This window comes from Lichenihabitans psoromatis (assembly GCF_004323635.1).
Classification (GTDB): Bacteria; Pseudomonadota; Alphaproteobacteria; order Rhizobiales; family Beijerinckiaceae; genus Lichenihabitans; species Lichenihabitans psoromatis.
Map to the genome: position 1 here is coordinate 2,757,199 of NZ_CP036515.1, position 21,077 is coordinate 2,778,275.

Consider the following 21,077-nt stretch of genomic DNA (forward strand, 5'->3'; position numbering starts at 1 on the left):
GCTAAACCAAGCTCCGACGCAAGGAAAGCAGAACGACGCCACAACGGCTGGTCGCCCCTTTGGCGAAGATGCTGCAACTGACGTCGCTTTTGGCAAGCAACCTCATGTTTGGAGATGGGCCGCATGACGCATAATCTCTTGACCGATATCCCTGGCGTTCGGGTGGGACACGCCCATGATGCCGCTCTCGCATCCGGCGTGACGGCGGTTCTGTTCGACGACCCCGCTGTGGCCTCTGTCGCGATCCATGGCGGCGCGCCGGGCACCCGGGATACGGCGCTGCTCGACCCCGAAATGACGGTGCCGGGCGTGAATGGTCTTGTCCTATCGGGCGGGTCGGCCTTCGGGCTCGATGCGGCAGGCGGCGTGATGGCGTGGCTGCGACAGCAGGGGCGCGGATTTCTCGTCGGTCGCACACGCATTCCGATCGTGCCCGGCGCCATCCTCTTCGATCTCCACAACGGCGGCGACAAAAACTGGGACCGCATGCCTCCTTATTGGGATCTCGGCTATCGCGCCGCCACGGCGGCAGCCGGCGGAGCATTCACGCTCGGCAGCGTCGGCGCGGGGCTCGGGGCCACGACGGCCAATCTCAAGGGTGGGCTGGGCTCGGCCAGCGCCCTCACTCAAGCCGGTTTCACGGTTGCGGCTCTCGTGGTGGTCAACGCTCTCGGGCAGGCGACGGTCGGCTCAGGCCCGCATTGGTGGGCGGCCCCTTTCGAGCGCGGCGATGAATTCGGCGCTCTTGGTTGGCCGCTTGCGTTTCCGGACGACGCTCTCGCGGTTCGCACGAAGGGCGACGCGCCCGAGAACACCACGCTGGCGATCGTCGTCACCGATGCCGCACTGACCAAAGCGCAGGCCAAACGGCTCGCCGTCATGGCCCATGACGGCTTTGCTCACGCGCTGCGCCCGACCCATGCGGCGCTCGATGGTGATATCGTCTTCGCCGCCGCGACGGGCCGCATCGTGAAAGACGCGACCGAACGCAACTTGACCGAGCTCGGCACGCTCGCGGCCGATTGCGTCGCCCGCGCGATTGCGCGCGGATTATTCGAGGCGACAGCACTGCCCTTCGCGGGCGCACTGCCGAGTTGGCGCGACCGCTTCGGTTCCGTCGTTCCGCCACGCCCGCTTGATGAGGCTTAGACGAAGCGCTCCAACTGATAGGGCCGGGGATCGGTGAAGGGGGTCTCGCCCGTGATGAGTTCGGCCAAAAGGCGGCCGGTCACAGGGCCGAGCGTCAGTCCGTGATGCTGATGCCCGAAGTCGAACCAGAGACCGGGATGGCGGGGCGCTTCGCCGATGACCGGGAGCATATCCGGCAGGCATGGGCGTGCGCCCATCCAGGGCTTTGCCTCGATGGCTTCGGCCAGCGGGAACAGCGCGCGCGCCTTGGGCTCCGCGCGGGCGATCTGCACCGGCGTTTGCGGCGTGTCGCGGCGAGCGAATTCGGCTCCCGTCGTCAACCGAATCCCGTGCGACATCGGGGCGAGCAGAAAGCCGCCATCGACATCAAGGATCGGGCGGTTCAACACCGCATTGCCCTTCGGGCGGAAATGGAGGTGGTACCCGCGCTTGATGCCGAGCGGGATATCATAGCCGAGCGGGCGGAAGATATCGTCGGCCCAGGGGCCGAGCGCCACGACGACCTCACGGGCCATGACGAGCCCATCCTCGGTCGCGATCTGCCAACCAGATCCGTTCTGCGACAGCGTCTTGGCGTCGCCCTGCAAAAACCGCCCACCTTGGGTCATGAACAGGGTCGCGTAGGCGCGAACCAAAGCGCCGGGGTCGGAGACGGCACCCGGGTCCTTGAAGTGAAGGCCGCCGATCAAACCGGAGCCGACATGGGGTTCGCGCTCGGCGATGCCCGCACCATCGAGCGTGTCGATCGCCAGATCGTAACGGCGCAGCTTCTCGGCCTCGGCCAAGCCTTTTGCCAGGCTTGTCTCGGTCCGGAACGCCTTGATCCAGCCCACCTTCCGAAGAAGATGCGTCGCGCCCGCCTCCTCCATGAGGCCTTCATGTTCGATCAGCGAGCGCTCGATCAGCGGCTTCGAGGCCGTGAAGGTCTGAGCAATGCCTTCTGGCGATGAATGGGCATAATAGCGCGCCAGCCACGGCGCGACGACCGTCAGCGCGCTGGCATGATAATGTGCATCCGTCGAGCGGTTTTGGGCATAGCGCACCAGCGTTCCCCATTCGCGCGGGAAACTATAGGGAAACAGCGAGGAGCGCTCGATCAAGCCGGCGTTGCCGTAGCTCGTTTCCTCGCCGGCCCCGCCGCGCCGATCGATCATCACGACGTCGCGACCGCGCTTTTGCAGGTGGAGGGCGGCCGATACGCCGACGATGCCCGCACCTAAAACCGCAAGATCCGCCTTCAAACTCATGAGCCTGCCTCTTCGAATTCAGTCGTGTGTGCAATGCGCCGATCGTCGTGGCAATGTAAAATCCCGCATCGCGTCCGGGAAGCGGCTTGCACGGCGGCGCTCCTCGCTGCAACGTTCAAGCCAAGGAACGCGAGATCTGCAGCGCTTGTATCGATCACCGATGGAGGACCAGCAGAATGACCATGGCGATGACGGGCGAGGTCCACCTTCCGGCCGACCCCGCGACCGTTTGGAAAAAGCTGAACGATCCGTCGGTCATGCAGGCTTGCATTCCGGGGTGCCACGCCCTGGTGAGGACCGGTGAAACGTCGTTCGAGGCGATCGCGAAATTTAAGATCGGCCCGCTGACTGCCACGTTCAAGGGCAGGATCGACCTCTCAAACATCGACGCGCCGCACGGATATCGCATTGCGGGGGAGGGGCAGGGCGGCATCGCCGGCTTTGCCAAGGGAGCCGCTGACGTCACCCTCAGCGAAGCCGTGGGGGGTGGCACGATCCTGCGCTATGCCGTTCAGGCGAATGTCGGAGGGAAGCTCGCGAAATATGGCGGCGGCCTCGTGAACGGAACCGCGAAGAAAACCGCGGATCGCTTTTTCGCGAATTTCTCAGCCGCCATCTCCTGACAGGCCAAGTCAACGCCTCGTTCGGCTGGGCGCGACATCGGCTTGACCCTGGTTTATGGCCGCTCCAGACTGTTTTGCACGGGGAACGTCTCGCGTCTTTGCGAGATCAACAGGGGCTGCGGCATATGCGTGAGATTTCGGTGAGGGCGCCGGCTGGGTCGCCTCGATGCCGATCTTCTCTGCGCGCGTCATGACCGCAGGGCCGATCGACGCAGCGAGCCTTTTGGTGCAGGGCCGCGAATGCGGGACCTGCACGATGTGCTGCAAGGTTTTTCGCATCCCCGAGGTCGACAAGGTCGCGGGCCAATGGTGCAAGTTCGTGGTGCAGGGACGCGGCTGCGGCATTCACCCGACCCGTCCCGATGTCTGCCGCACGTTTTACTGTCATTACCTCAGAAACCCGACGCTCGGCCCGGAATGGAAGCCGGAGCGGGCCAAATTCGTCCTCTATACCGAGATGGGCGGTAAGCGCCTGGTCGTGGCGGCTGACCCGGCCGCTCCCTCGGCTTGGCGCAATGCTCCCTATTATGCGCTGTTCAAGCGGATGGCTCTTGCCGGGGTGGCTCGCAATCATCAAATTCTTGTTTTCAACGGCCTGCGCGCAACGGCCGTTTTGCCCGACCGCGATGTCGATCTCGGCTCGGTCGAGGTCGGTGACGAGGTAATCTATCATTCAGGGCGAGGCACGATCGATGTCGAACTCCGCCGCAAGGCCGGCTGAGACCCACGCGTGAACGCTGTCGTCTCGACCCTGTCGCCAAACCGAGGACCATCCCATGCTGTCGACCGACGATGATCTTCTAGCGGCAGCCGAGGCGTGGCGACGCGCCGGCCGGGGTGTCGCGCTGGCAACCGTGATCGAAACCTGGGGATCGGCGCCACGGCCGGTCGGCAGCCACCTTGTGGTCGACCAGGATGGCAATTTCCTGGGCTCGGTCTCGGGTGGATGCGTCGAAGGCGATGTCGTGACCGAAGCCGTCGATGTGATCGAGGCCGGAACCGCCAAGGTGCTCGAGTTCGGTGTCGCCGACGAAACAGCCTGGCGGGTCGGGCTCTCTTGTGGTGGCCGCATCAAAGTTTATGTCGAAAAGGTCGCCTGATGCAGCTCGATCTTCTGAGTGCCCTCAACGTCGAACGCGCGGCGCGCCGTGCCGCCGTGTTGGTGACCAACCTCAAGGGCGGTGAGCAGCGCCTCGTCCGCGAGGCAGACGTGGCGGCGGATCCGCTCGGCGAAGCGCTCCAGAGCCGCTTGCGCGCGGGTAAGAGCGGCATGGTCGAGCAGGACGGACAATCGTTTTTCCTCACGGTCCAAGAGCCGCCGGTCAGGCTCGTCGCGATTGGCGCCGTCCACATCAGCCAAGCCCTCGCGCCGCTGGCGAAGATCGCCGGTCTCGACGTCACCATCATCGATCCACGAACCGCCTTTGCGACGCCTGAGCGGTTCGAGGGCGTTCGGCTCGTGCCGGACTGGCCCGACGCTGCCTTTGCGGCCCAGCCGCTCGACCGTTTCACCGCGATCGCGGCGCTCACGCATGATCCCAAAATCGACGATCTCGCGCTTGCGGGGGCGCTGCGAGCCGATTGCTTCTACATCGGTGCGCTCGGCTCGCGCAAAAGCCATGCGGCGCGCCTGGGGCGGCTAGCCGAGCAGGGGTTCGACGACGCGGCGCTCGGCCGGATCCACGCCCCGATCGGGCTCGATATCGGGGCCGTGAGCCCCGCCGAGATCGCCGTGTCGATCCTTGGTGAGATCATTGCCAGCCTCCGTAAGAAGCCGCTCCGCAGCAACGCGCCGATGCAGGCTGTTGGATCGCTTGCGTGAAGTTTGGCCCCGTCCCGGTCGCTGAGAGCGTCGGCGCCATCGCGGTGCATGGAATCCAGCATGGTGGCGTCGTCTTGAAGAAGGGCGAGACTATCGGGGCTTCGGCAGCGCTGGCGCTTCGGCATGCTGGCGTCGAGCAGGTGACCGTCGTCCGGTTCGAACCGGGCGATGTTGCCGAGAACGAGGCGGCGCGGATGCTCGCCGAAGCCGTGGCCGGCCCGAATGTGCGGATCGACCGCGCCTTTACGGGGCGAGCCAATCTCTTTGCCGAGGTGGCCGGCATTCTCCGGGTCGATGCGGCCTCGGTCGACTGCATCAACGGGGGCGATGAGGCGATCACGCTCGCGACACTTCCGGCCTATCGGTCCGTCGTGCCCGGCGAGATGATCGCGACCGTCAAGATCATCCCATTCGCGGTCCCTCGGTTGGCGCTGGAGGCGGCGCTGGCAAATTGCGCCGCGCGCCCGATCGACGTCGTTCCTTTTCGGCCGATGCGGGTCAACGTGATCTCGACCTTGCTGCCGGGCCTCAAAGACAGTGTCGTGGCCAAAACGTTGCGGGTGCTGGAGCGACGGCTCGCACCGGCCGGCGCTAGCATCGCCAGCGATATCCGTGTCGCTCACGAGTCCCACACTCTGGCCGAGGCTTTGCGTCGTCAGGGCAACGCCGACATGACGATCGTGTTCGGCGCGTCCGCCATCACGGATCGTCGCGACGTCGTCCCGGCGGGCCTCATCGGGGCGGGTGGGCGGATCGATCATTTCGGCATGCCGGTCGATCCCGGCAACCTGCTGCTGCTGGGCTCTCTCGCCGGCAAGCCGGTCCTCGGCGCTCCGGGATGCGCCCGGAGCCCGAAGGAGAATGGATTCGATTGGATTCTGAACCGTCTGTTGGCGGGTCTGCCGGTCGCGTCGTCCGATATCCGCAAATTGGGTGCCGGTGGCTTGCTGATGGAGATCGTGTCGCGTCCGCAGCCTCGCTCGGGCGACGTGGCGACGCCCGATCAAGACGATGAGGATCGCGGATGACGAGCCGCGTCGCGGCCATCATCCTTGCGGCGGGCGGCTCGACCCGCTATCGCGCCGCGGGCGGCGCGCTCCCCACGAAACTGGTAGCGCCCCTCGATGGCGCGCCCCTCGTGGCACGGGTGGCGGATGCGGCGCTGGCATCGCAAGCCGGCCTGGTGATCGTGGTGACGGGTTATGCTCGAGCGTCGGTCGACGCCGCCCTCGAGGGGCGGCCTCTCATGTCGGTCCACAACGAGGACTATGCTGCCGGGCTGTCGACGTCGCTTCGCTGCGGGTTGGCCGCGCTGCCCGCCGATGTGAAGGCTGCAATCGTTCTGCTGGCCGACATGCCGCGTGTCTCGCCGCCGCTGATCGACGCGCTGATTGCTTGCGCGGCAGAGCACCCCGACGCAGACGCCATCGTTCCGATCATCGCCGGTGAGCGCGGCAATCCGGTCGTCCTGAACCGCAGTCTCTTCGCCGCGGCCGCCACGCTGACCGGGGATGAAGGCGCGAGACGCCTGCTTCGCCATCCCGCTGTCGCGGTCATCGAATTGAGCGTCACCGACGAGGCCGTGCGGCTCGACATCGACGACCCGGTCGCTCTCGCGGCGGCAGGTCGATGAGCCTCACGCGGTTCCGATCGTCCGCGCTCCAGCGAGGAATAGACCGAGGTCGGTGGCCGACATCGGCATCGCGAATAGAAAGCCCTGCAACTCATCGCAGCCCGCTTCGACGAGGCGATCCTGCTGATCCCGCGCCTCCACACCCTCAGCCGTCACCGTGAGGCCGAGGGCCGTTCCAAGCCGAATGATGAAGTCGAGGATGACCGTGGCGTCTCCGCCTTCCCCGTCGGACATATCCATGAAGGCGCGATCGATTTTGATCTTGTCGAAGGGGAAGCGGCGGAGCGTCATCAAGCCCGAGTAGCCTGTGCCGAAATCGTCGAGCGCGAATCGGATGCCGATCCGTCGGAGTGACGCGATCGCATCATGGGAGGTCGCGTCATTGTCGAGCGCCGTCGCTTCGGTGATCTCGAGTTCGAGACGATGGGCGTCAAAACCCGTTTCGGCCAAGATCGCCGCAACCGTCGCCGAGAAATCACCCTGCCTGATCTGCAAAGGCGACACGTTCACTGCAACGCGGAGGTCCGGCCATTGCCGTGCGTCGACGCAAGCTTGCCGAAGCACCCAATTGCCAAGCGGAACGATGAGATCCAACGCCTCGGCCACGCCGATGAAGTGATCCGGCGCCACAAGCCCTTCGCTCGGATGCTGCCAGCGGACAAGTGCCTCAACACCGAGGACGCGCGAACTGCGCGGGCAGACGATCGGCTGATAGTGAAGCCGCAGATCCTGATTATCGATCGCGAGCGCGAGATCCTTGCGGGCGATCGTCATCCAACGCTCGGCGGGGCCGCGGCTTGCGGGCCGTGACGATGGGCGAGACCGTAATCGGGACACCGGTTTGATCATCGAGAGCTCAGAGGTCGCTATGCCTGATAGCTCGCGACGGTGTCCCATAGAGGGTAACGAGGACGCCGTGGTCAATGGCGCAAACGGATGGCAACTCAAATGAATTTGAGGGCGCGCAGGCTGGCATGTCCCGCTCGACCGACGATGAGATGATCATGGATGGCGATCCCCATCGGCTTGGCGATCGCGACGATCTCCTGGGTGAGCTTGATGTCGGCGGTCGAGGGCGTGGGGTCGCCCGATGGGTGATTATGGACGAGCACCAGCGCGGTCGCCCCGACCTCGAGTGCGCGCCGGATCACCTCGCGCGGGTAGACGGGCGTATGATCGATCGTGCCGACGCCCTGGACTTCGTCGGCGATCAGGGCGTTGCGCTTGTCGAGGAACAGAATGCGAAATTCCTCGCGCTCGGCAAAGGCCATGGCGGTGCGGCAATAGGCCAGCACATCGGTCCAGGACCCCAGCGCCTGTCGTTGCTTGATGGCGCCCTTGGCAAGCCGTCGCGCGGCGGCCTCGACGACTTTGAAGTCGTGGATCACCGCCTCGCCGACCCCACCCACTTCGGCCAATCGCTCGGGCCGCGCCGCGATGACTTCTGCAAACGAGCCGAAGCGGGCGATCAGCGCTTTAGCGATCGGCTTGACGTCGCGACGCGGCAAGGCGCGAAACAGCATCAATTCCAGCAGTTCGTAATCCGCCATGGCGTCGGCGCCGCCGGTATCAAACCGCTCCCGCAGCCGGGCACGATGGCCGAGATAGTGGGGTTTGGCGTCCTCGGCCGCAGCATCCATAGTGGCGGGCGGTCAGCGGTAGGGCGGGCAGTGGAGGCCCTTCGGCGACAGGGTGAAGACCTCGACGCCGGTGTCGGTCACGCCCACCGTATGTTCGAATTGGGCCGACAGCGACCGGTCCCGCGTCACCGCCGTCCAACCATCCGCCAGAACCTTGACGCCGGCCTTGCCGAGATTGACCATCGGCTCGATCGTGAAGAACATGCCGGGCTTGAGCTCGACGCCTTCGCCCCGGCGCCCGTAATGCAGGATGTTCGGCTCGTCGTGGAACAGCTGGCCGAGGCCGTGGCCGCAAAATTCGCGAACGATGGAGCAGCGCTCCCCTTCGGCATAATCCTGGATCGCCGCACCGATGTCGCCGGTCGTTGCACCGGGCCGGACCTCCGCGATCCCGCGCAGCAGCGACTCATAGGTGACCTCGAGCAGGCGTTCGGCTTTGCGTGGAATTTCGCCCACCGCATACATGCGGCTCGAATCGCCGTGCCACCCATCGACGATCAGCGTCACGTCGATATTGACGATCTCGCCCTCGCGCAGCGGTTTTTCGTCGGGAATGCCGTGGCAGACCACATGGTTGATCGAGGTGCAGATGCCCTTGGTGAAGCCGCGATAATCGAGCGAGGCCGGATAGGCGCCGTGGTCCATCGCAAATTCGAACATCGACGCTTCGAGCTCGTTGGTCGTGACCCCGGGCTTGACGAGATCGACCAAGAGGTCGAGCGCCTCCGCGGTCAGCCGTCCGGCCTTCCGCATGGCCTCGAAGGCTGCCGGGCCGTGCAGCTTGATTTGACCGTTTTTGCGGCTGGGAGCCGTCGTCGCGTCAACAAAAGTCATGAAGTTTCCGTGCAGGCACGCTAGAGCGATGGGTGGGAGGCGGCGCTGTCGGCATGAAGGTCGGTCAACGCGTCTCGTCTTGCACAGATTTAGTCACGTAGGCCGCAATCTCAAAGCGGATTAGAAGGACCGGGCGCGGTAAAGACACCGACACCCGCAAACCGGAGCGGAACCTCAAGACCCGATGAAATCCGTGCATAACGAGCTCTCGACATTCGGCCAATTTCGTCCGCGCGGCCTGATGCGCCGTCTTGTCGCCCTGACACGCGCATCGTCAACGCGATGGATGGGCAAGCGGCGCGCGTTTTTTCTGCGTGCTGTCGGCCTCAAGGTGCTGCGTGGCAAGCCCATCGACGTCGAGACCCTAGGATCCAAGATGCGGCTCTACCCGGCGCATAACAATGCCGAGAAGAAGCTGCTGTTCACGCCGCAATATTTCGATGCGGCCGAACGCGCGTTTCTGCTGGCCAACATGCGTGACGATTTCACATTCGTGGATATCGGCGCCGATATCGGGGGCTATTCGCTGTTCGTCGCGGCTCATGCCGGCCCGCGCGCTCGGATCCTCGCGATCGAGCCGCAACCCGACATCTTCGAGCGGCTGATCTATAATATTCGGCTCAACGCCTTCTCGACCATCAAAGCGATCGCCTGCGCGGTGGCGGATCGGGACGGGGTCATCACGCTGTTCGTTAACCCGACCAACAGCGGCGAAACCTCGATGCGAATCGTCAATGCGCACGCCAAGGGCGGGCATCTCGAAGTGCAGGCACGATCGCTCGCGGGCCTTCTGATCGAGGAAGGGTTCGGCCGTGTCGACGCCATGAAGCTCGATGTGGAGGGAGCCGAGGACCTGATCCTCGAACCCTTCTTCGCCGACGTTCCGCCCGCCATGTGGCCCGTCATCCTGATCATCGAGGACGCCCCGACCCGCTGGGGCATCGACCTTCCGGCGCTGGTGCGGGACCATGGCTACGATCTCGTGGCGCGGACCGACACCAACATCATCTATCGGCGGTCGTAACCGCCGATCGGCCAAACGTGTTTTGCTTGTGTTCGATGGGTCACAGGGTTTAATCCGCCACCACGAGGATCGAGACCAGCCCGGACCGGCTGGCGCGGTTCGCCCACCACCACCGAGACGGAATGGTCGTCGAAGTTCTGGCCGGATGGGGTCGGGGCGTCCACGGTCCGACCGAGCCAAGAGGCCGTTCATGAGTGATCCCGCAAAGGCCCAACCCTCCGATGCCGTCACGGCCGCCATTCTGGTGATCGGCGACGAAATTCTGTCGGGGCGCACGAAGGACAAGAACATCGGCTATATCGCCGATTATCTCACCAACCTCGGGATCGACCTCGAGGAGGTTCGTATCGTCCCCGATGTCGAAGCCGAGATCGTCGCTGCGCTGAATGCGCTGCGGACCCGCTACACCTATGTGTTCACGACCGGCGGCATCGGCCCGACCCACGACGACATCACGGCCGACAGCGTCGCCAAAGCCTTCGGGGTGCCGATCGGCGAGGACCCGCGCGCCATCGAACTGCTGCTGCAGCGGATCAAGCCCGAGGATCTCAATGAAGCGCGCCGTCGCATGGCCCGCATCCCCGAAGGCGCGAGCCTCGTGCAGAACGCCGTCTCGAAAGCGCCCGGCTTCATGCTCGGCAACGTCATCGTGATGGCGGGCGTGCCCTCGATCATGCAGACGATGCTCGACGACGTCGCGCCGCGCCTGCGGAGCGGCGCCAAGATGATCATCGAAAGCATCGAAGCCGCCGGCATTCCGGAAGGCGCCTATGCGGCGCCGCTCGGCGAGATCGCGGCGCAAAACGCCAGTGTGTCGATCGGCTCCTATCCCTCGTTCCGCGAGGGAACGTTCCACAATCAGATCGTGGTGCGGGGCAAGGATGCGGCCGCGGTCGCGACCGCCAAGGCGGCCGTGCTCGAGATCGTCGAGCGCCTGCAGGCCGAGCGTCGCGTCAGCAAACCCTGACCCGCGCGGGTCGCATCATCATTCAAGCAGCCGGAGCAGGCCATGAAAGACCCCCATTTGGACAAGGCCTTCCCGGTCTCCTGGGATCAATTCCACCGGGACGCCCGCGCCTTGGCGTGGCGGCTCAACGACGCGACGCACTTCAAGGCCATCGTCTGCATCACGCGCGGGGGCCTCGTGCCGGCCGCCATCGTGGCGCGTGAACTGGGGCTTCGGCTGATCGAGACGGTGTGTATCGCGAGCTACCACGATTATCAGAACCAGAGCGGCCTCGAGGTCATCAAGGGCGTGTCGCAAAGCGTGCTCGATCTCGGCAACGAGGGCGCCGATGTGCTGGTGATCGACGACCTCGTCGACACGGGCAAAACCGCCCAGATGGTCCGTTCGATGCTGCCGAAGGCTCATATCGCGACCCTCTATGCCAAGCCGCTCGGTCGCCCGATGGTCGACACGTTCGTGACCGAGGTATCGCAGGACACCTGGATTTATTTCCCCTGGGACATGGGCCTGACGTTCCAGCCGCCGATCGGCAAGAACGCGGTGGGCTGAGCCGGCCTGTTTGGTTTGCGGATCCGGAGGCCAGCAATCCGGCCTCGGGAGGCTTGGGCCCGGCCGCGAACCTGTGTATGAGGATGACCGGCCCGATGCGGACGTGGCGAAACCGGTAGACGCAAAAGACTTAAAATCTTTCGGAGCTTAGCTCTGTGCGGGTTCGAGCCCCGCCGTCCGCACCATTCCTCTCATCGACCCTCCGCCAACCCCACGGATCCACCACACCCATGTTGAAGATCACGATTGCCGTCCTGACCCTCGCGGCCTGTACGCCGGCTTACGCGGATGTAGCGGGGCGGGCGGATTTCGTGCCGCGGCTCATCAAGGCGATCGACGACTATATGGGGGCCTATGAGGTCTGCCTCGTGCGGGGTATCGCGGTGTATCCGGTCGCGGGCGAGACGCCCGAGCAGATCGCCACAACCTCCATCGCGGCATGCCGGACCGCGAATGCCGACGTGAAAGCCGCCACCAAGCGGGTGCACGCCTTCCCGAGCGTGTCGAACTTCATGGACGGCACGAGCGAGCGGATTTTTGCCTTCAGCGTGCGGCTGGCGAAAGCCCGGATCGCATCCCGCTGATCGCTGGCTCGACCGTCCGTTCAGCTTGAACCGCAATCCGAACAGAGAGACGCCCGATGAGCACCGAGACGATGTCCAGCCCGACACACACGCCGCGTCTTCTGCATGTGGAAGCGTCGCCGCGCAAGCAGCGCTCCGCCTCGCTCGAGGTTGCGGCCGCCTTCATCGCAGCGTGGAAAACGCGCCATCCCGAGGCCGTGGTGGACGTGCTCGATGTGTGGACGACCGATCTGCCGCCCTTCGATGGCGAGGCGCTCGAGGCGAAATATGCCGGGCTCGAGGGGCGTGCGCTCAGCCCCGCGCAGACCACGGTCTGGGCCGAGATCGACGCGCTGGCGGAGCGGTTCCGGCAGGCCAGCCTCATCGTGTTGAGCGTGCCGATGTGGAATTTCGGCATTCCGTATCGTCTGAAACACCTGATCGACGCCATCTCGCAGAAGGACATCTTGTTTACCTTCGACGAGCGCGGCCTCAAGGGCATGCTGGGCGGACGCAAGGCTGTCGTTGTCGATGCGCGCGGCGTCGGGCTCGGCCCGGATTTCCCGCGCGATCTCGATCACCAGCAGAGCTACATGACGGCGTGGCTGCAGATGATCGGCATCACGGACATCACGCATATTGAGGTCGAGAAGACGCTGATGGGGGCCGAGGTGGACCATGCGGCGCGGGCCAAGGCGCGGGAGCAGGCCGCGCGGCTTGGAGCGACGCTCTAACGTCAGCCGGCGGAGCCGCCCGAGTTCCTGGCGAAAGCCGCGATGACGGCTTCGCTCATGCGGACGAATTTCGCGCTCGGGCCTTCAAGCCCGACGCTCTGCCGGCTCACCCGCGCGCCTTCGAGCAACAGCGACAGTGTATCGGCCAGCAGTTCTGGCTGCGTCACGTTGGCGGACCGGCACAGACTCGCGAGCTTGTCGCGAAACTCGGTCTTGCATTCTTCGATGATGCGACGGGCCGGATGTCCCTCTTCGGTGAGTTCAATCGCCGCATTGGCGAGGTCGCAGCCCCGGCCATCCTCCAACACGCATTCGGCTCCTCGAAGGACCCAGCCGTGGAGTTGGGCCATGGGATCGTTCGGATGATCGAGCGCGAGTTGCACCCACATGGCCTGGATATCGTCGGCAACCTCTTGCAGACACTCGACGATCAGCTCATCCTTCGAGCCGAAGTGACGATAAAGCGTCATCTTGTTGGTGCCGGCCGCGTCCGCGATCGTTTCCACGCCGACACTTCGGATGCCGTGCCGGTGGAACAAATCCCGCGCACTGGCGACAATTCTGTCGCGAGGCCGTGATCGCAGCGCGGTACAATCCGATGCCATGGTCGAACCTCCCAAAGCTTTCTCGCCCAAAAGCCTTGACGTGGATGTTACCGAACGGTAACTCTTCGTTTGTTACTGCCCAGTAACATAGTGGCGGGTCATGGTCAATGAAAGGCCATGGCCCGTTCCGGAACCGGCGAGACCGGGGCGGGCGCAACGGCGTTCGCAAGGAAGGCACCATGACCTGCAAGAGCCTCGATTTGACGATCGAAGACGCATTGGCCGACCCTGTGATCGGGGCCGCGATGCGCGCCGATCATGTCGACCCCATCCGTTTCGAGTCGCTTCTCCGCGCCACCGCTCAATCAGTCGAACGCTCGTGGCGGGATCGCCAGACGAATGAAATCGGCCCGCGTGCGCCGGAGCGTCGTCGGCCCGTGCCGTGTTCGGCGCCGGCCGATCGCATGTCCGCCGCGTCCTGGGGGATGATCCGCGCATGGTAGGGTTCTTTACGCAACGGCCGATCTTCGCGTCGGCCGTTGCGGTCATCATGGTGATGGCCGGGGCGATCTGCTACCTGCTGCTCCCCGTCTCCCAATTTCCCGACATCACGCCGCCGCAGGTCGTGATCAGCGCCGTCTATCCTGGCGCCAGCGCGCAGGTCGTGGCCGATACGGTCACGACGCCGCTGGAACAGCAGATCAACGGTGTCCAGGGCATGACCTACATGTCCTCGTCGAGCTCGAACGATGGGTCGTCGACCATCACGGTGACGTTCGACGTGGGCTATCCGCTCAGCATCGCGGCCGTCGACGTGCAGAACCGCGTGTCGCAGGCCGCCTCGTCATTGCCCGCCATCGTCAATCAGGCCGGCGTGACGATCAAGAAGCAGAACCCCAACTTCGTCCTCATCGTCAATCTGACCTCGCCCGATGGGTCGATCGACCCGGTCGCGTTGAGCAATTACGCCTATCTCCAGATTGTCGATCCGCTGAAGCGGTTGCCGGGGGTCGGCGACGTGCAGATCTTCGGCGAGCGGCGCTATTCTATGCGGGTTTGGCTCGATCCCGACCGGCTCGCCAATCTCGGCATCACCGCCGTCGATGTTCAAAGCGCCATCGCAGAACAGAACGTGCAGGTCGCGGCCGGCAAGATCGGGCAATCCCCCGCGCCCGCCGGCACCCCGTTCGAAATGCAGGTCAATGCGGTCGGTCGCCTGAGCGATCCGGCGCAGTTCGGTGAGATCGTCGTGCATGCGGATCCGGCGACCGGCTCCGTGGTGCGGCTGCGGGATGTCGCCCGGATCGAACTTGGCGCGCTGCAATATGCGTCGACGGCCTTCTTCGGCAAGGACCCGACCGTCGTCCTGGCGGTCTATCAAATGCCGGGCTCGAATGCGCTCGATCTGCAGAAGAACATCCTGAACAAGATGGAGGAGCTGAAAAAGCGGTTCCCGAAGGGCATCGATTACGCGATGCATTATGACACGACGCGCTTCGTGTCGGCTTCGATGCACGACGTCGTCATCACACTCGGCGAGGCGCTGATCCTCGTCGTCATGGTGGTCTATATCTTCTTGCAGAGCTGGCGCACGACCATCATCCCGACGATCGCGATCCCGGTTTCGTTGATCGCGACGCTCGCGGTTATGCATGTCTGCGGCTTCTCGCTCAACATGCTCAGCCTGCTCGGTATGGTGTTGGCGATCGGTCTGGTGGTCGACGATGCCATCGTGGTGGTCGAGAACGTGGAGCGACAGCTCGAAGCGGGTCTTCCGCCCATGGAGGCGACCCGCAAGGCCATGTCCGAGGTGACGGGGCCGATCATCGCCACCACAGCGGTGCTGATGGCGGTGTTCATCCCGGTCGCGTTCATTCCGGGCGTCGCGGGCCGCCTCTACAATCAGTTTGCGCTGACGGTCGCGATTTCGGTCGGCATCTCGGCCTTCAACTCGCTGACGCTCAGCCCGGCTCTCGCGGCTGTGTTCCTGCGCCACCGGCCACAGCAGCCGTTCATCCTGTTCCGCTGGTTCAACAGCGGGTTCGAGTGGCTCTCCCACTTCTACGCCAGCATGGTGCGCGGCCTCATCGCGTTCCGCTGGGCCTTGATGCTCGTCTTCGCTGTCGGTCTTGTGGGCACCTATATGCTGTGGACGCGGCTGCCGAGCACCTTCCTGCCGGTCGAAGATCAGGGCTATTTCTTCGTGGTGATCCAGGGGCCGGATGGCTCGTCACTGGAGCGCACGGACGTCATCGCCAAGCAGGTGCGGGACGTGCTGCAGAACGAGCCGGGTGTCGAGATCGTCGGCTCGATCAGCGGATTGAACTTCCTGACCAACGCGGCGCAATCGAATTCGGCTGTCGAATTCGCCATTCTCAAGCCGTGGGACCAGCGGCCGCCTGAACAGAATGCCTCAAAGATCGTGGCGGCTGTCCGGCCGAAGCTTCTCGGCATTCCCGGTGCCTTCGCGCTCAGCTTCGATCCGCCGTCGATCCCCGGCATCGGGACCACGGGCGGCTTCGAATTCGAAATCGAAGATTTGACGGGGCGCGGCAGCGTCGCGCTCAACGATGCGACGCAGGCGGTGCTGGCCGAAGCGCGCAAACAGCCCGAGCTGAATCCGCAGCAATTGTTCAGCTCGTTCAGCACCTCGACGCCGCAATTCAACTATGACCTCGATCGGAACAAGGCCAAGCTGCTCGGGCTGAGTCTGCCGGATGTGTTCAACACGCTGCAGATCTATCTCGGCTCGCTCTACGTGAACGACTTCAACCTGTTTGGGCGCACGTTCCGGGTCACGATCCAGGCCGACAAAAATGCGCGGTCGGGCGCTGCCGATATCTCGCGCCTTTACGTCCGCAACTCGACCGGCGGTATGGTGCCGCTCTCGACGCTCGGAACTTTGAAGCCGATCGTCGGACCCGAAACCGTGCCGCATTACAACAACTACGCGTCCGCGCTGATCAACGGCGGCGCGGCGCCGGGCTTCAGTTCGGGGCAAGCCGTCGCGGCGATGGAGCGGGCCGCCAATGCGGTTCTGCCGCGTGACTTCGCGTTCGAATGGACCGGCATCACGTTTCAGGAACTCAAGGCCGGGTCGGCCGCCAGCCTCATCTTCGGGCTCGCGATCGTGTTCGTGTTCCTGATCCTCGCGGCTCAATACGAAAGCTGGTCCATGCCGTTCATGGTCCTGCTGGCGGTTCCGCTCGCCCTGTTCGGGGCGCTCGCGGCGCTGTTCGTGCGCGGCATGCAGATCGACGTCTACTCGCAGATCGGCTTCGTGATGCTGATCGGCCTCGCGGCCAAGAATGCGATTTTGATCGTCGAATTCGCTAAGCGCCGTCGCGAGGAAGGCCTGAGCATCGTCGAGGCCGCCATGGAAGCGGGTCGGCTGCGCCTTCGCCCGATCCTGATGACGGCTTTTGCGTTCATCCTCGGCGTGCTGCCGCTCACGATCGCGACCGGCGCGGGCGCCGCGAGCCGGCAGTCGCTCGGCACCACGGTCTTTGGCGGCATGTTGGCCGCCACCATACTGACGCTGATCTTCGTGCCGGTGTTCTATGCCATCATCGAGCGGATGCGCGAGCGTGACCCAGTGGTCGCGGCGGACGCTGTCCACGCCCCGAAGGAGCCAGTCCGTTATGGGCCGGAGCCTCACCCCCATGCGGCCGAATGACGGAGCACCACCCCATGCGAAAGCGTTCTCTCCTCATCGGCACGGCCCTCGCGCTCGTGGCTGCCGCAGCCGTCTATGGCTACGGCGAAGTCGAACGCGGCCATTGGTGGCCGCGCCCGGCGGTCGCGTCGGCACAAGGTGCTCCGCCCCAGGCCATGCCGGTCCCGGTCACCAAGGTCGTGAAGAAGACCATTCCGATCGTGCTGGATTATTCAGCCCGGACGGAGTCGATCCGCGCCATCACGCTCCAGGCAAAAGTCTCGGCCTATGTGCTGGAACAGGCCGTGCCGGATGGATCGGACGTGAAGACCGGCGACCTTCTCTATCGGCTCGATCCGCGTGACTTCCAGGTCGCGCTAGATCAGGCCAATGCACAGATCGCGCGTGACTCGGCATCGCTCGACTATCAAAAGTCGAATTTTCATCGCGGTGACGAATTGTCGAAGAGCGGTTGGTTGGCGAAGGATAGCTATGATCAGCGTGCCAGCACCATGCGGCAGGCAGAAGCGTCGCTGCTCGCCGATAATGCGAGCGTGAGGGCGGCGCAGCTCAATCTCGACTACACGTCGATCCGCGCGCCGTTCCCCGGGCGGCTCGGCCGCAATCAGGCGCCGGTCGGCACCTTGGTCAGCACCGGCGGCACCGTGCTGAATACCCTCGTGCAGCTCGACCCGATCTATGTGGCGTTCAATCCGGGTGAGACGGATCTTGCCGCCATCCAGAAAGCCAAGCAGACGGGGCCGGTCACAGTCGATATTTCAGTTCCGGGCGAGACGACCGCGAGCCACAAGGGCGAACTCTCCTTCGTGGATAATACGGTCGATCGGTCGACCGGCACCGTGACGGCGCGAGCCACCATCGACAACAAGGATCTGAGCCTGCTGCCGGGCCAATATGTGCGCGTGCGCGTTCACGTTCGCGATCAGCCCGACGCGCTGATGGTGCCGCAGATCGCCATCGGGTCGAGCCAACTCGGCAAATATGTGATGGTGGTCGGTGCCGGCGAAACGGTCGAACAGCATCTTGTGACGCTCGGCCCGACATCGGGCGATCTCGTCGCGCTGCTCACTGGCGTTGCCGAGAATGACCGGGTCATCGTCGGCAACCTGCAGAAAATCGGCCCCGGCATGCCGGTGAAAGCCCTGCCGGAGCAGCCCGCGGCCGCTCCGCCCCCCTGATCGAGGCGTCCCTTTAGCCGGTGTTGCGGAGACCTGCCGCAACACCGTTGATCGAGATCAGGATGCCGCGCTGCACTTTCTCGTCGGTCTGGCCCGCCCGCCAGCGGCGGATCAGATCGATCTGAAGATGATTGAGCGGCGTGATGTAGGGGAAGCGATGATTGATCGAGCGCGCGAGGGTCGGGTTCTCGGCCAGCCGCTCGGAATGCCCCGTGATAGCGTGCAGCATCTCGATCGTGCGGGTCCATTCCGCCTCGATGTCCGTGAAGATGCGTCCCGCAAGCGCCTGGTCGGTCACTAATTCGGCATAGCGCCGCGCGACGGACGCATCGGCCTTGGCCAGAACCATGTCCATGTTGGACAGGATGGTGCGGAAGAAGGGCCATTCGGCATTCATCCGGCGCAGCAGATCGAGCCGGTTCTCCCGATCCTCCGCCACGAAGCTTTCGACCGCCGAGCCGAAGCCGAACCAGCCCGGCAGCGTGACGCGGCTCTGTCCCCAGGAGAAGCTCCAGGGGATGGCGCGCAGATCTTCGATCTTGCGGGTCGAGCGGCGCGAGGCCGGCCGCGAGCCGATGTTCAGATCGGCGATTTCGGCGATCGGTGTCGCGGCGAAGAAGTAGTCCGTGAAACCGGGCGTGTCGTAGACCAGCGTGCGATAGGCCGCCATGCTGGCGGTCGATAGGCTTGCGGCGGCATCGAGAAAGGCCGGGTCGGGTTGCTGCTTGCTCGACAGCAAAGTCGCCTCGAGGCTGGCCGACATCAGCAATTCGAGATTGCGCCGCCCGATTTCGGGATTCGCATATTTGCTGGAGATGATCTCGCCCTGTTCGGTCAGGCGGATCTGTCCGTTCACCGTGCCGGGTGGTTGCGCCAGAATGGCCTGGTAGCTCGGGCCGCCACCGCGACCTACCGTGCCGCCTCGTCCGTGAAACAGTCGCAGTGTGATGCCGGGGCGTTCGGCAAACATCTTGGCCAGTGCGGTCGATGATCGATACAGCTCCCAGGTGCTCGTGAAGAAGCCGCCGTCCTTGTTGCTGTCCGAATAGCCCAGCATGATGTCTTGCTGGCCGCCGGATCGCAGGACCAGCGCTTCGATGCCGGGCAGGGCGTAAAAGGCCCGCATGATCGGCTCGGCGTTGCGAAGGTCGGCGATCGTCTCGAACAACGGGCTGACGATCAGGTCTGCGACAGCCGCGCTGCCCGGGCCGACGGTGCCGTGCAGAAGTCCGAGTTCCTTCTGTAACAGCAGCACTTCCAAAAGATCGCTGACGGTTTCGGTGTGACTGATGATGTAGTGGCGGATCGCCTCGGGGCCGAACAGGGCACGCATGCGACGCGCGCCGTCGAACACGGCGAGTTCGCTCGTGGTGCGCTCCGAATAGGCAAGATAGGGAAGGCGAAGCGGCCGCCCCTCGCCAAGCAGGCGCAGCAGCAGCGCCTGTTTGGCGTCCTCGTCGAGCGCGGGATAGTCGGCCTCGACGCCCGACTGCGCCAGAAGTTCGGCCAGCGTCTCCTCGTGGCGGTCGGAGCTTTGGCGAAGATCGACCGTAGCGAGGTGGAAGCCGAAGACCTCGACGGCGCGGATCAGCGGCTCGAGACGGAAATCCACCATGTCGCCGCCATGTCGGTCACGCAGCGAGGTCGCGATGATCCGGAGGTCGTGCAGGAGGGCTGCGCTATCGGGGTAAGGTTGGCCCTGTAGGAGGGCCTGCACCGGGGCTTGCGTGCCGGTCAGCAACCGCAACGTTGCGGCAAGCCGGGCATAGATCCCGATCGAGGCCTGCCGGTAGGGCTCATCCTCCCGTTGCGGGCTGACGTCGCCCGATTGCCGCGCCAACTCTTCCAACTCGGGGCTGCATCCGACCAGAATGCGCGACATGGAGAGTTCCGCGCCGAGGTGTTGTACCTCGTCGAGATAGAAGGTGAGAGCCGTCTCGCTCTGTCGCTTGAGCGCGAATTCGAGTGTCGTCACGTCGACGTTCGGATTGCCGTCGCGATCGCCACCGATCCAATTGCCCATGCGGAAGAAGGGGGCCGAGCGCCGGCCGAGCATGTGGTCGAGGTCGCCATAGAGCCGTGGGATCGCGCGGAGGAACGTCGTGCGATAATAGCTGAGCGCATTCTCGATCTCGTCCCGCACCGTCAGGGTGCGAAAGCGCAGCAATCGGGTCTGCCACATCTGGGTGATGCGGGTCCGGAGCAGCGCCGTGTTAAGAGCGATGTCGCGTGACCCCCGCAATGTGTCGCGCGCTGCCAGCAGCTCGGCGATCGCAAGTTCGGCATCGAGCAGGCTTTTCCGCTGCACCTGCGTCGGGTGGGCGGTGAGAACTGGCGATACCCAGGCATGGCTCAGGCTTTCGGCGATCCGATCGGGGTCGATTCCAGCCTCGGCCAAACGCTCGAAGGCCCGTGCCAGTGTGCCGTCTTGCGGCTTCGATTCATGCTGCAGGTCGTAGATGGCCCGCCGCCGAACGTGGTGGCGATCCTCTGCGATATTGGTCAAATGGGAAAAATAACTGAACGCGCGGGCGACCGAAACGGCCTGCGAGGGGGTCAGCCCCCTCAAGAGCAGTTCGAGGTCGTGCCCGGCCGCCGTGTCGGCGTTGCGGCGGTAGGCGACGCTGAGACGGCGGATACGTTCGACCAGGTCAAAATCCGCAACGCCTTCCTGCTCGCGGATGATGTCCCCCAGCAAGGCGCCGAGCAGACGGATATCTTCGATCAGCGGCTGATCCTTGGCGAGCGCCGCATCGTCGGCCAGAGCGGGTGTGGAGGTTGATGCTTGCATAGCTCACCGGCTGTCGTTGCGGCTGGCGCCGGCGCTCGGCACCAGGAGCGCGAACGCTCGTCATCCGTCAGCTTTTGCAAAATCCGGGCCTTGGAACAAGCA

At 64.5% G+C, this 21,077-nt stretch carries 21 protein-coding genes and 1 tRNA gene; 16 read left to right on the forward strand and 6 right to left on the reverse strand.

Translation table 11 applies throughout. The features are described 5' to 3' along the window. Window positions 1-123: 123 nt before the first annotated feature. Window positions 124-1,149, forward strand: coding sequence for a P1 family peptidase (locus tag EY713_RS12815; RefSeq protein WP_131115399.1), 1,026 nt, complete (start codon window positions 124-126; stop codon window positions 1,147-1,149). Here the strand turns inward: EY713_RS12815 and EY713_RS12820 are convergent. Next, window positions 1,146-2,396, reverse strand: coding sequence for an NAD(P)/FAD-dependent oxidoreductase (locus EY713_RS12820; RefSeq protein ID WP_131115401.1), 1,251 nt, complete (start codon window positions 2,394-2,396; stop codon window positions 1,146-1,148). The two genes, EY713_RS12815 and EY713_RS12820, sit on opposite strands and share 4 nt — an antisense overlap. Before the next feature lie 176 nt (window positions 2,397-2,572). On the opposite strand from EY713_RS12820, the gene EY713_RS12825 reads away from it, so the two are divergent. The 6 genes from EY713_RS12825 (at window position 2,573) to EY713_RS23185 (ending at window position 6,474) form a co-directional block, all read left to right on the forward strand. Next, window positions 2,573-3,019 (forward strand): SRPBCC family protein, encoded by a 447-nt coding sequence (locus tag EY713_RS12825; RefSeq protein ID WP_131115403.1) that lies wholly within the window; start codon window positions 2,573-2,575, stop codon window positions 3,017-3,019. A gap of 166 nt (window positions 3,020-3,185) precedes the next feature. Next, on the forward strand, window positions 3,186-3,740 hold the full coding sequence (locus EY713_RS12830; protein ID WP_245572711.1) for a YkgJ family cysteine cluster protein: 555 nt from the start codon (window positions 3,186-3,188) through the stop codon (window positions 3,738-3,740). A 55-nt stretch (window positions 3,741-3,795) separates the two neighbouring features. After that, a complete protein-coding gene (locus EY713_RS12835; RefSeq protein WP_131115404.1) occupies window positions 3,796-4,119 on the forward strand; it encodes an XdhC family protein in 324 nt (107 codons plus the stop codon). After that, window positions 4,119-4,841 (forward strand): XdhC family protein, encoded by a 723-nt coding sequence (locus EY713_RS12840; protein WP_131115406.1) that lies wholly within the window; start codon window positions 4,119-4,121, stop codon window positions 4,839-4,841. Before EY713_RS12835 ends, EY713_RS12840 begins: the two co-directional genes overlap by 1 nt. After that, window positions 4,838-5,869 carry a molybdopterin-binding protein gene (locus tag EY713_RS23180; RefSeq protein ID WP_245572712.1) on the forward strand — a complete coding sequence of 344 codons (1,032 nt, stop codon included), beginning with the start codon at window positions 4,838-4,840 and terminating at the stop codon, window positions 5,867-5,869. Before EY713_RS12840 ends, EY713_RS23180 begins: the two co-directional genes overlap by 4 nt. Further along, window positions 5,866-6,474: a nucleotidyltransferase family protein gene (locus EY713_RS23185; protein WP_245572713.1), complete on the forward strand. Its 609-nt coding sequence runs from the start codon at window positions 5,866-5,868 to the stop codon at window positions 6,472-6,474. Before EY713_RS23180 ends, EY713_RS23185 begins: the two co-directional genes overlap by 4 nt. A gap of 3 nt (window positions 6,475-6,477) precedes the next feature. Here EY713_RS23185 and EY713_RS12850 read toward each other — a convergent pair whose 3' ends face one another. From EY713_RS12850 to map, 3 genes are all read right to left on the reverse strand, one after another. After that, window positions 6,478-7,248: a putative bifunctional diguanylate cyclase/phosphodiesterase gene (locus EY713_RS12850; RefSeq protein WP_165491120.1), complete on the reverse strand. Its 771-nt coding sequence runs from the start codon at window positions 7,246-7,248 to the stop codon at window positions 6,478-6,480. Window positions 7,249-7,418: 170 nt separating this feature from the next. Next, entirely contained in the window at window positions 7,419-8,114 is a 696-nt protein-coding gene (gene radC, locus EY713_RS12855) for a RadC family protein (protein WP_131115410.1), read from the reverse strand. A 12-nt stretch (window positions 8,115-8,126) separates the two neighbouring features. Further along, a complete protein-coding gene (gene map / locus EY713_RS12860) occupies window positions 8,127-8,948 on the reverse strand; it encodes a type I methionyl aminopeptidase (protein ID WP_131115412.1) in 822 nt (273 codons plus the stop codon). 184 nt (window positions 8,949-9,132) lie between these two features. Between map and EY713_RS12865 the strand changes: the two genes are divergently transcribed. From EY713_RS12865 to EY713_RS12890, 6 genes are all read left to right on the forward strand, one after another. After that, a complete protein-coding gene (locus EY713_RS12865) occupies window positions 9,133-9,972 on the forward strand; it encodes an FkbM family methyltransferase (protein WP_131115414.1) in 840 nt (279 codons plus the stop codon). A gap of 190 nt (window positions 9,973-10,162) precedes the next feature. After that, window positions 10,163-10,939 (forward strand): competence/damage-inducible protein A, encoded by a 777-nt coding sequence (locus EY713_RS12870; protein WP_131115416.1) that lies wholly within the window; start codon window positions 10,163-10,165, stop codon window positions 10,937-10,939. Window positions 10,940-10,981: 42 nt separating this feature from the next. Continuing rightward, window positions 10,982-11,488, forward strand: a complete 507-nt coding sequence (gene gpt / locus EY713_RS12875) for a xanthine phosphoribosyltransferase (RefSeq protein ID WP_131115418.1) — start codon at window positions 10,982-10,984, stop codon at window positions 11,486-11,488. A 97-nt stretch (window positions 11,489-11,585) separates the two neighbouring features. Continuing rightward, a tRNA-Leu gene (locus EY713_RS12880) sits at window positions 11,586-11,673 on the forward strand. Window positions 11,674-11,718: 45 nt separating this feature from the next. Then, on the forward strand, window positions 11,719-12,072 hold the full coding sequence (locus tag EY713_RS12885) for a hypothetical protein (protein ID WP_131115420.1): 354 nt from the start codon (window positions 11,719-11,721) through the stop codon (window positions 12,070-12,072). Window positions 12,073-12,128: 56 nt separating this feature from the next. Continuing rightward, window positions 12,129-12,785 (forward strand): FMN-dependent NADH-azoreductase, encoded by a 657-nt coding sequence (locus tag EY713_RS12890; RefSeq protein WP_245572714.1) that lies wholly within the window; start codon window positions 12,129-12,131, stop codon window positions 12,783-12,785. Between the two features lie 2 nt (window positions 12,786-12,787). Here the strand turns inward: EY713_RS12890 and EY713_RS12895 are convergent, their stop codons facing one another. Continuing rightward, on the reverse strand, window positions 12,788-13,390 hold the full coding sequence (locus EY713_RS12895; RefSeq protein ID WP_131115422.1) for a TetR/AcrR family transcriptional regulator: 603 nt from the start codon (window positions 13,388-13,390) through the stop codon (window positions 12,788-12,790). Between the two features lie 179 nt (window positions 13,391-13,569). Here EY713_RS12895 and EY713_RS12900 point away from each other — a divergent pair, with 179 nt between their 5' ends. Genes EY713_RS12900 through EY713_RS12910 form a run of 3 tightly spaced genes read left to right on the forward strand, consistent with a single transcriptional unit; the run spans window position 13,570 to window position 18,184 of the window. After that, window positions 13,570-13,833, forward strand: a complete 264-nt coding sequence (locus EY713_RS12900; RefSeq protein WP_131115424.1) for a hypothetical protein — start codon at window positions 13,570-13,572, stop codon at window positions 13,831-13,833. Continuing rightward, window positions 13,827-17,006, forward strand: coding sequence for an efflux RND transporter permease subunit (locus tag EY713_RS12905; RefSeq protein ID WP_131115425.1), 3,180 nt, complete (start codon window positions 13,827-13,829; stop codon window positions 17,004-17,006). Before EY713_RS12900 ends, EY713_RS12905 begins: the two co-directional genes overlap by 7 nt. A gap of 14 nt (window positions 17,007-17,020) precedes the next feature. Further along, window positions 17,021-18,184 carry an efflux RND transporter periplasmic adaptor subunit gene (locus EY713_RS12910; protein ID WP_131115427.1) on the forward strand — a complete coding sequence of 388 codons (1,164 nt, stop codon included), beginning with the start codon at window positions 17,021-17,023 and terminating at the stop codon, window positions 18,182-18,184. 13 nt (window positions 18,185-18,197) lie between these two features. On the opposite strand, the gene ppc is transcribed toward EY713_RS12910, so the two are convergent. Beyond that, a complete protein-coding gene (gene ppc / locus EY713_RS12915) occupies window positions 18,198-20,975 on the reverse strand; it encodes a phosphoenolpyruvate carboxylase (RefSeq protein ID WP_131115429.1) in 2,778 nt (925 codons plus the stop codon). Between the last annotated feature and the right edge of the window lie 102 nt (window positions 20,976-21,077).

Excerpts from the sequence above, each read along its gene's own strand:
- EY713_RS12815 (WP_131115399.1), top strand. The coding sequence starts at position 124 with ATGACGCATAATCTCTTGACCGATATCCCTGGCGTTCGGGTGGGACAC.
- EY713_RS12820 (WP_131115401.1), bottom strand. The coding sequence starts at position 2,396 with ATGAGTTTGAAGGCGGATCTTGCGGTTTTAGGTGCGGGCATCGTCGGC.
- EY713_RS12825 (WP_131115403.1), top strand. The coding sequence starts at position 2,573 with ATGACCATGGCGATGACGGGCGAGGTCCACCTTCCGGCCGACCCCGCG.
- EY713_RS12830 (WP_245572711.1), top strand. The coding sequence starts at position 3,186 with ATGCCGATCTTCTCTGCGCGCGTCATGACCGCAGGGCCGATCGACGCA.
- EY713_RS12835 (WP_131115404.1), top strand. The coding sequence starts at position 3,796 with ATGCTGTCGACCGACGATGATCTTCTAGCGGCAGCCGAGGCGTGGCGA.
- EY713_RS12840 (WP_131115406.1), top strand. The coding sequence starts at position 4,119 with ATGCAGCTCGATCTTCTGAGTGCCCTCAACGTCGAACGCGCGGCGCGC.
- EY713_RS23185 (WP_245572713.1), top strand. The coding sequence starts at position 5,866 with ATGACGAGCCGCGTCGCGGCCATCATCCTTGCGGCGGGCGGCTCGACC.
- EY713_RS12850 (WP_165491120.1), bottom strand. The coding sequence starts at position 7,248 with ATGACGATCGCCCGCAAGGATCTCGCGCTCGCGATCGATAATCAGGAT.
- radC (WP_131115410.1), bottom strand. The coding sequence starts at position 8,114 with ATGGATGCTGCGGCCGAGGACGCCAAACCCCACTATCTCGGCCATCGT.
- map (WP_131115412.1), bottom strand. The coding sequence starts at position 8,948 with ATGACTTTTGTTGACGCGACGACGGCTCCCAGCCGCAAAAACGGTCAA.
- EY713_RS12865 (WP_131115414.1), top strand. The coding sequence starts at position 9,133 with ATGAAATCCGTGCATAACGAGCTCTCGACATTCGGCCAATTTCGTCCG.
- EY713_RS12870 (WP_131115416.1), top strand. The coding sequence starts at position 10,163 with ATGAGTGATCCCGCAAAGGCCCAACCCTCCGATGCCGTCACGGCCGCC.
- gpt (WP_131115418.1), top strand. The coding sequence starts at position 10,982 with ATGAAAGACCCCCATTTGGACAAGGCCTTCCCGGTCTCCTGGGATCAA.
- EY713_RS12885 (WP_131115420.1), top strand. The coding sequence starts at position 11,719 with ATGTTGAAGATCACGATTGCCGTCCTGACCCTCGCGGCCTGTACGCCG.
- EY713_RS12890 (WP_245572714.1), top strand. The coding sequence starts at position 12,129 with ATGAGCACCGAGACGATGTCCAGCCCGACACACACGCCGCGTCTTCTG.
- EY713_RS12895 (WP_131115422.1), bottom strand. The coding sequence starts at position 13,390 with ATGGCATCGGATTGTACCGCGCTGCGATCACGGCCTCGCGACAGAATT.
- EY713_RS12900 (WP_131115424.1), top strand. The coding sequence starts at position 13,570 with ATGACCTGCAAGAGCCTCGATTTGACGATCGAAGACGCATTGGCCGAC.
- EY713_RS12905 (WP_131115425.1), top strand. The coding sequence starts at position 13,827 with ATGGTAGGGTTCTTTACGCAACGGCCGATCTTCGCGTCGGCCGTTGCG.
- EY713_RS12910 (WP_131115427.1), top strand. The coding sequence starts at position 17,021 with ATGCGAAAGCGTTCTCTCCTCATCGGCACGGCCCTCGCGCTCGTGGCT.
- ppc (WP_131115429.1), bottom strand. The coding sequence starts at position 20,975 with ATGCAAGCATCAACCTCCACACCCGCTCTGGCCGACGATGCGGCGCTC.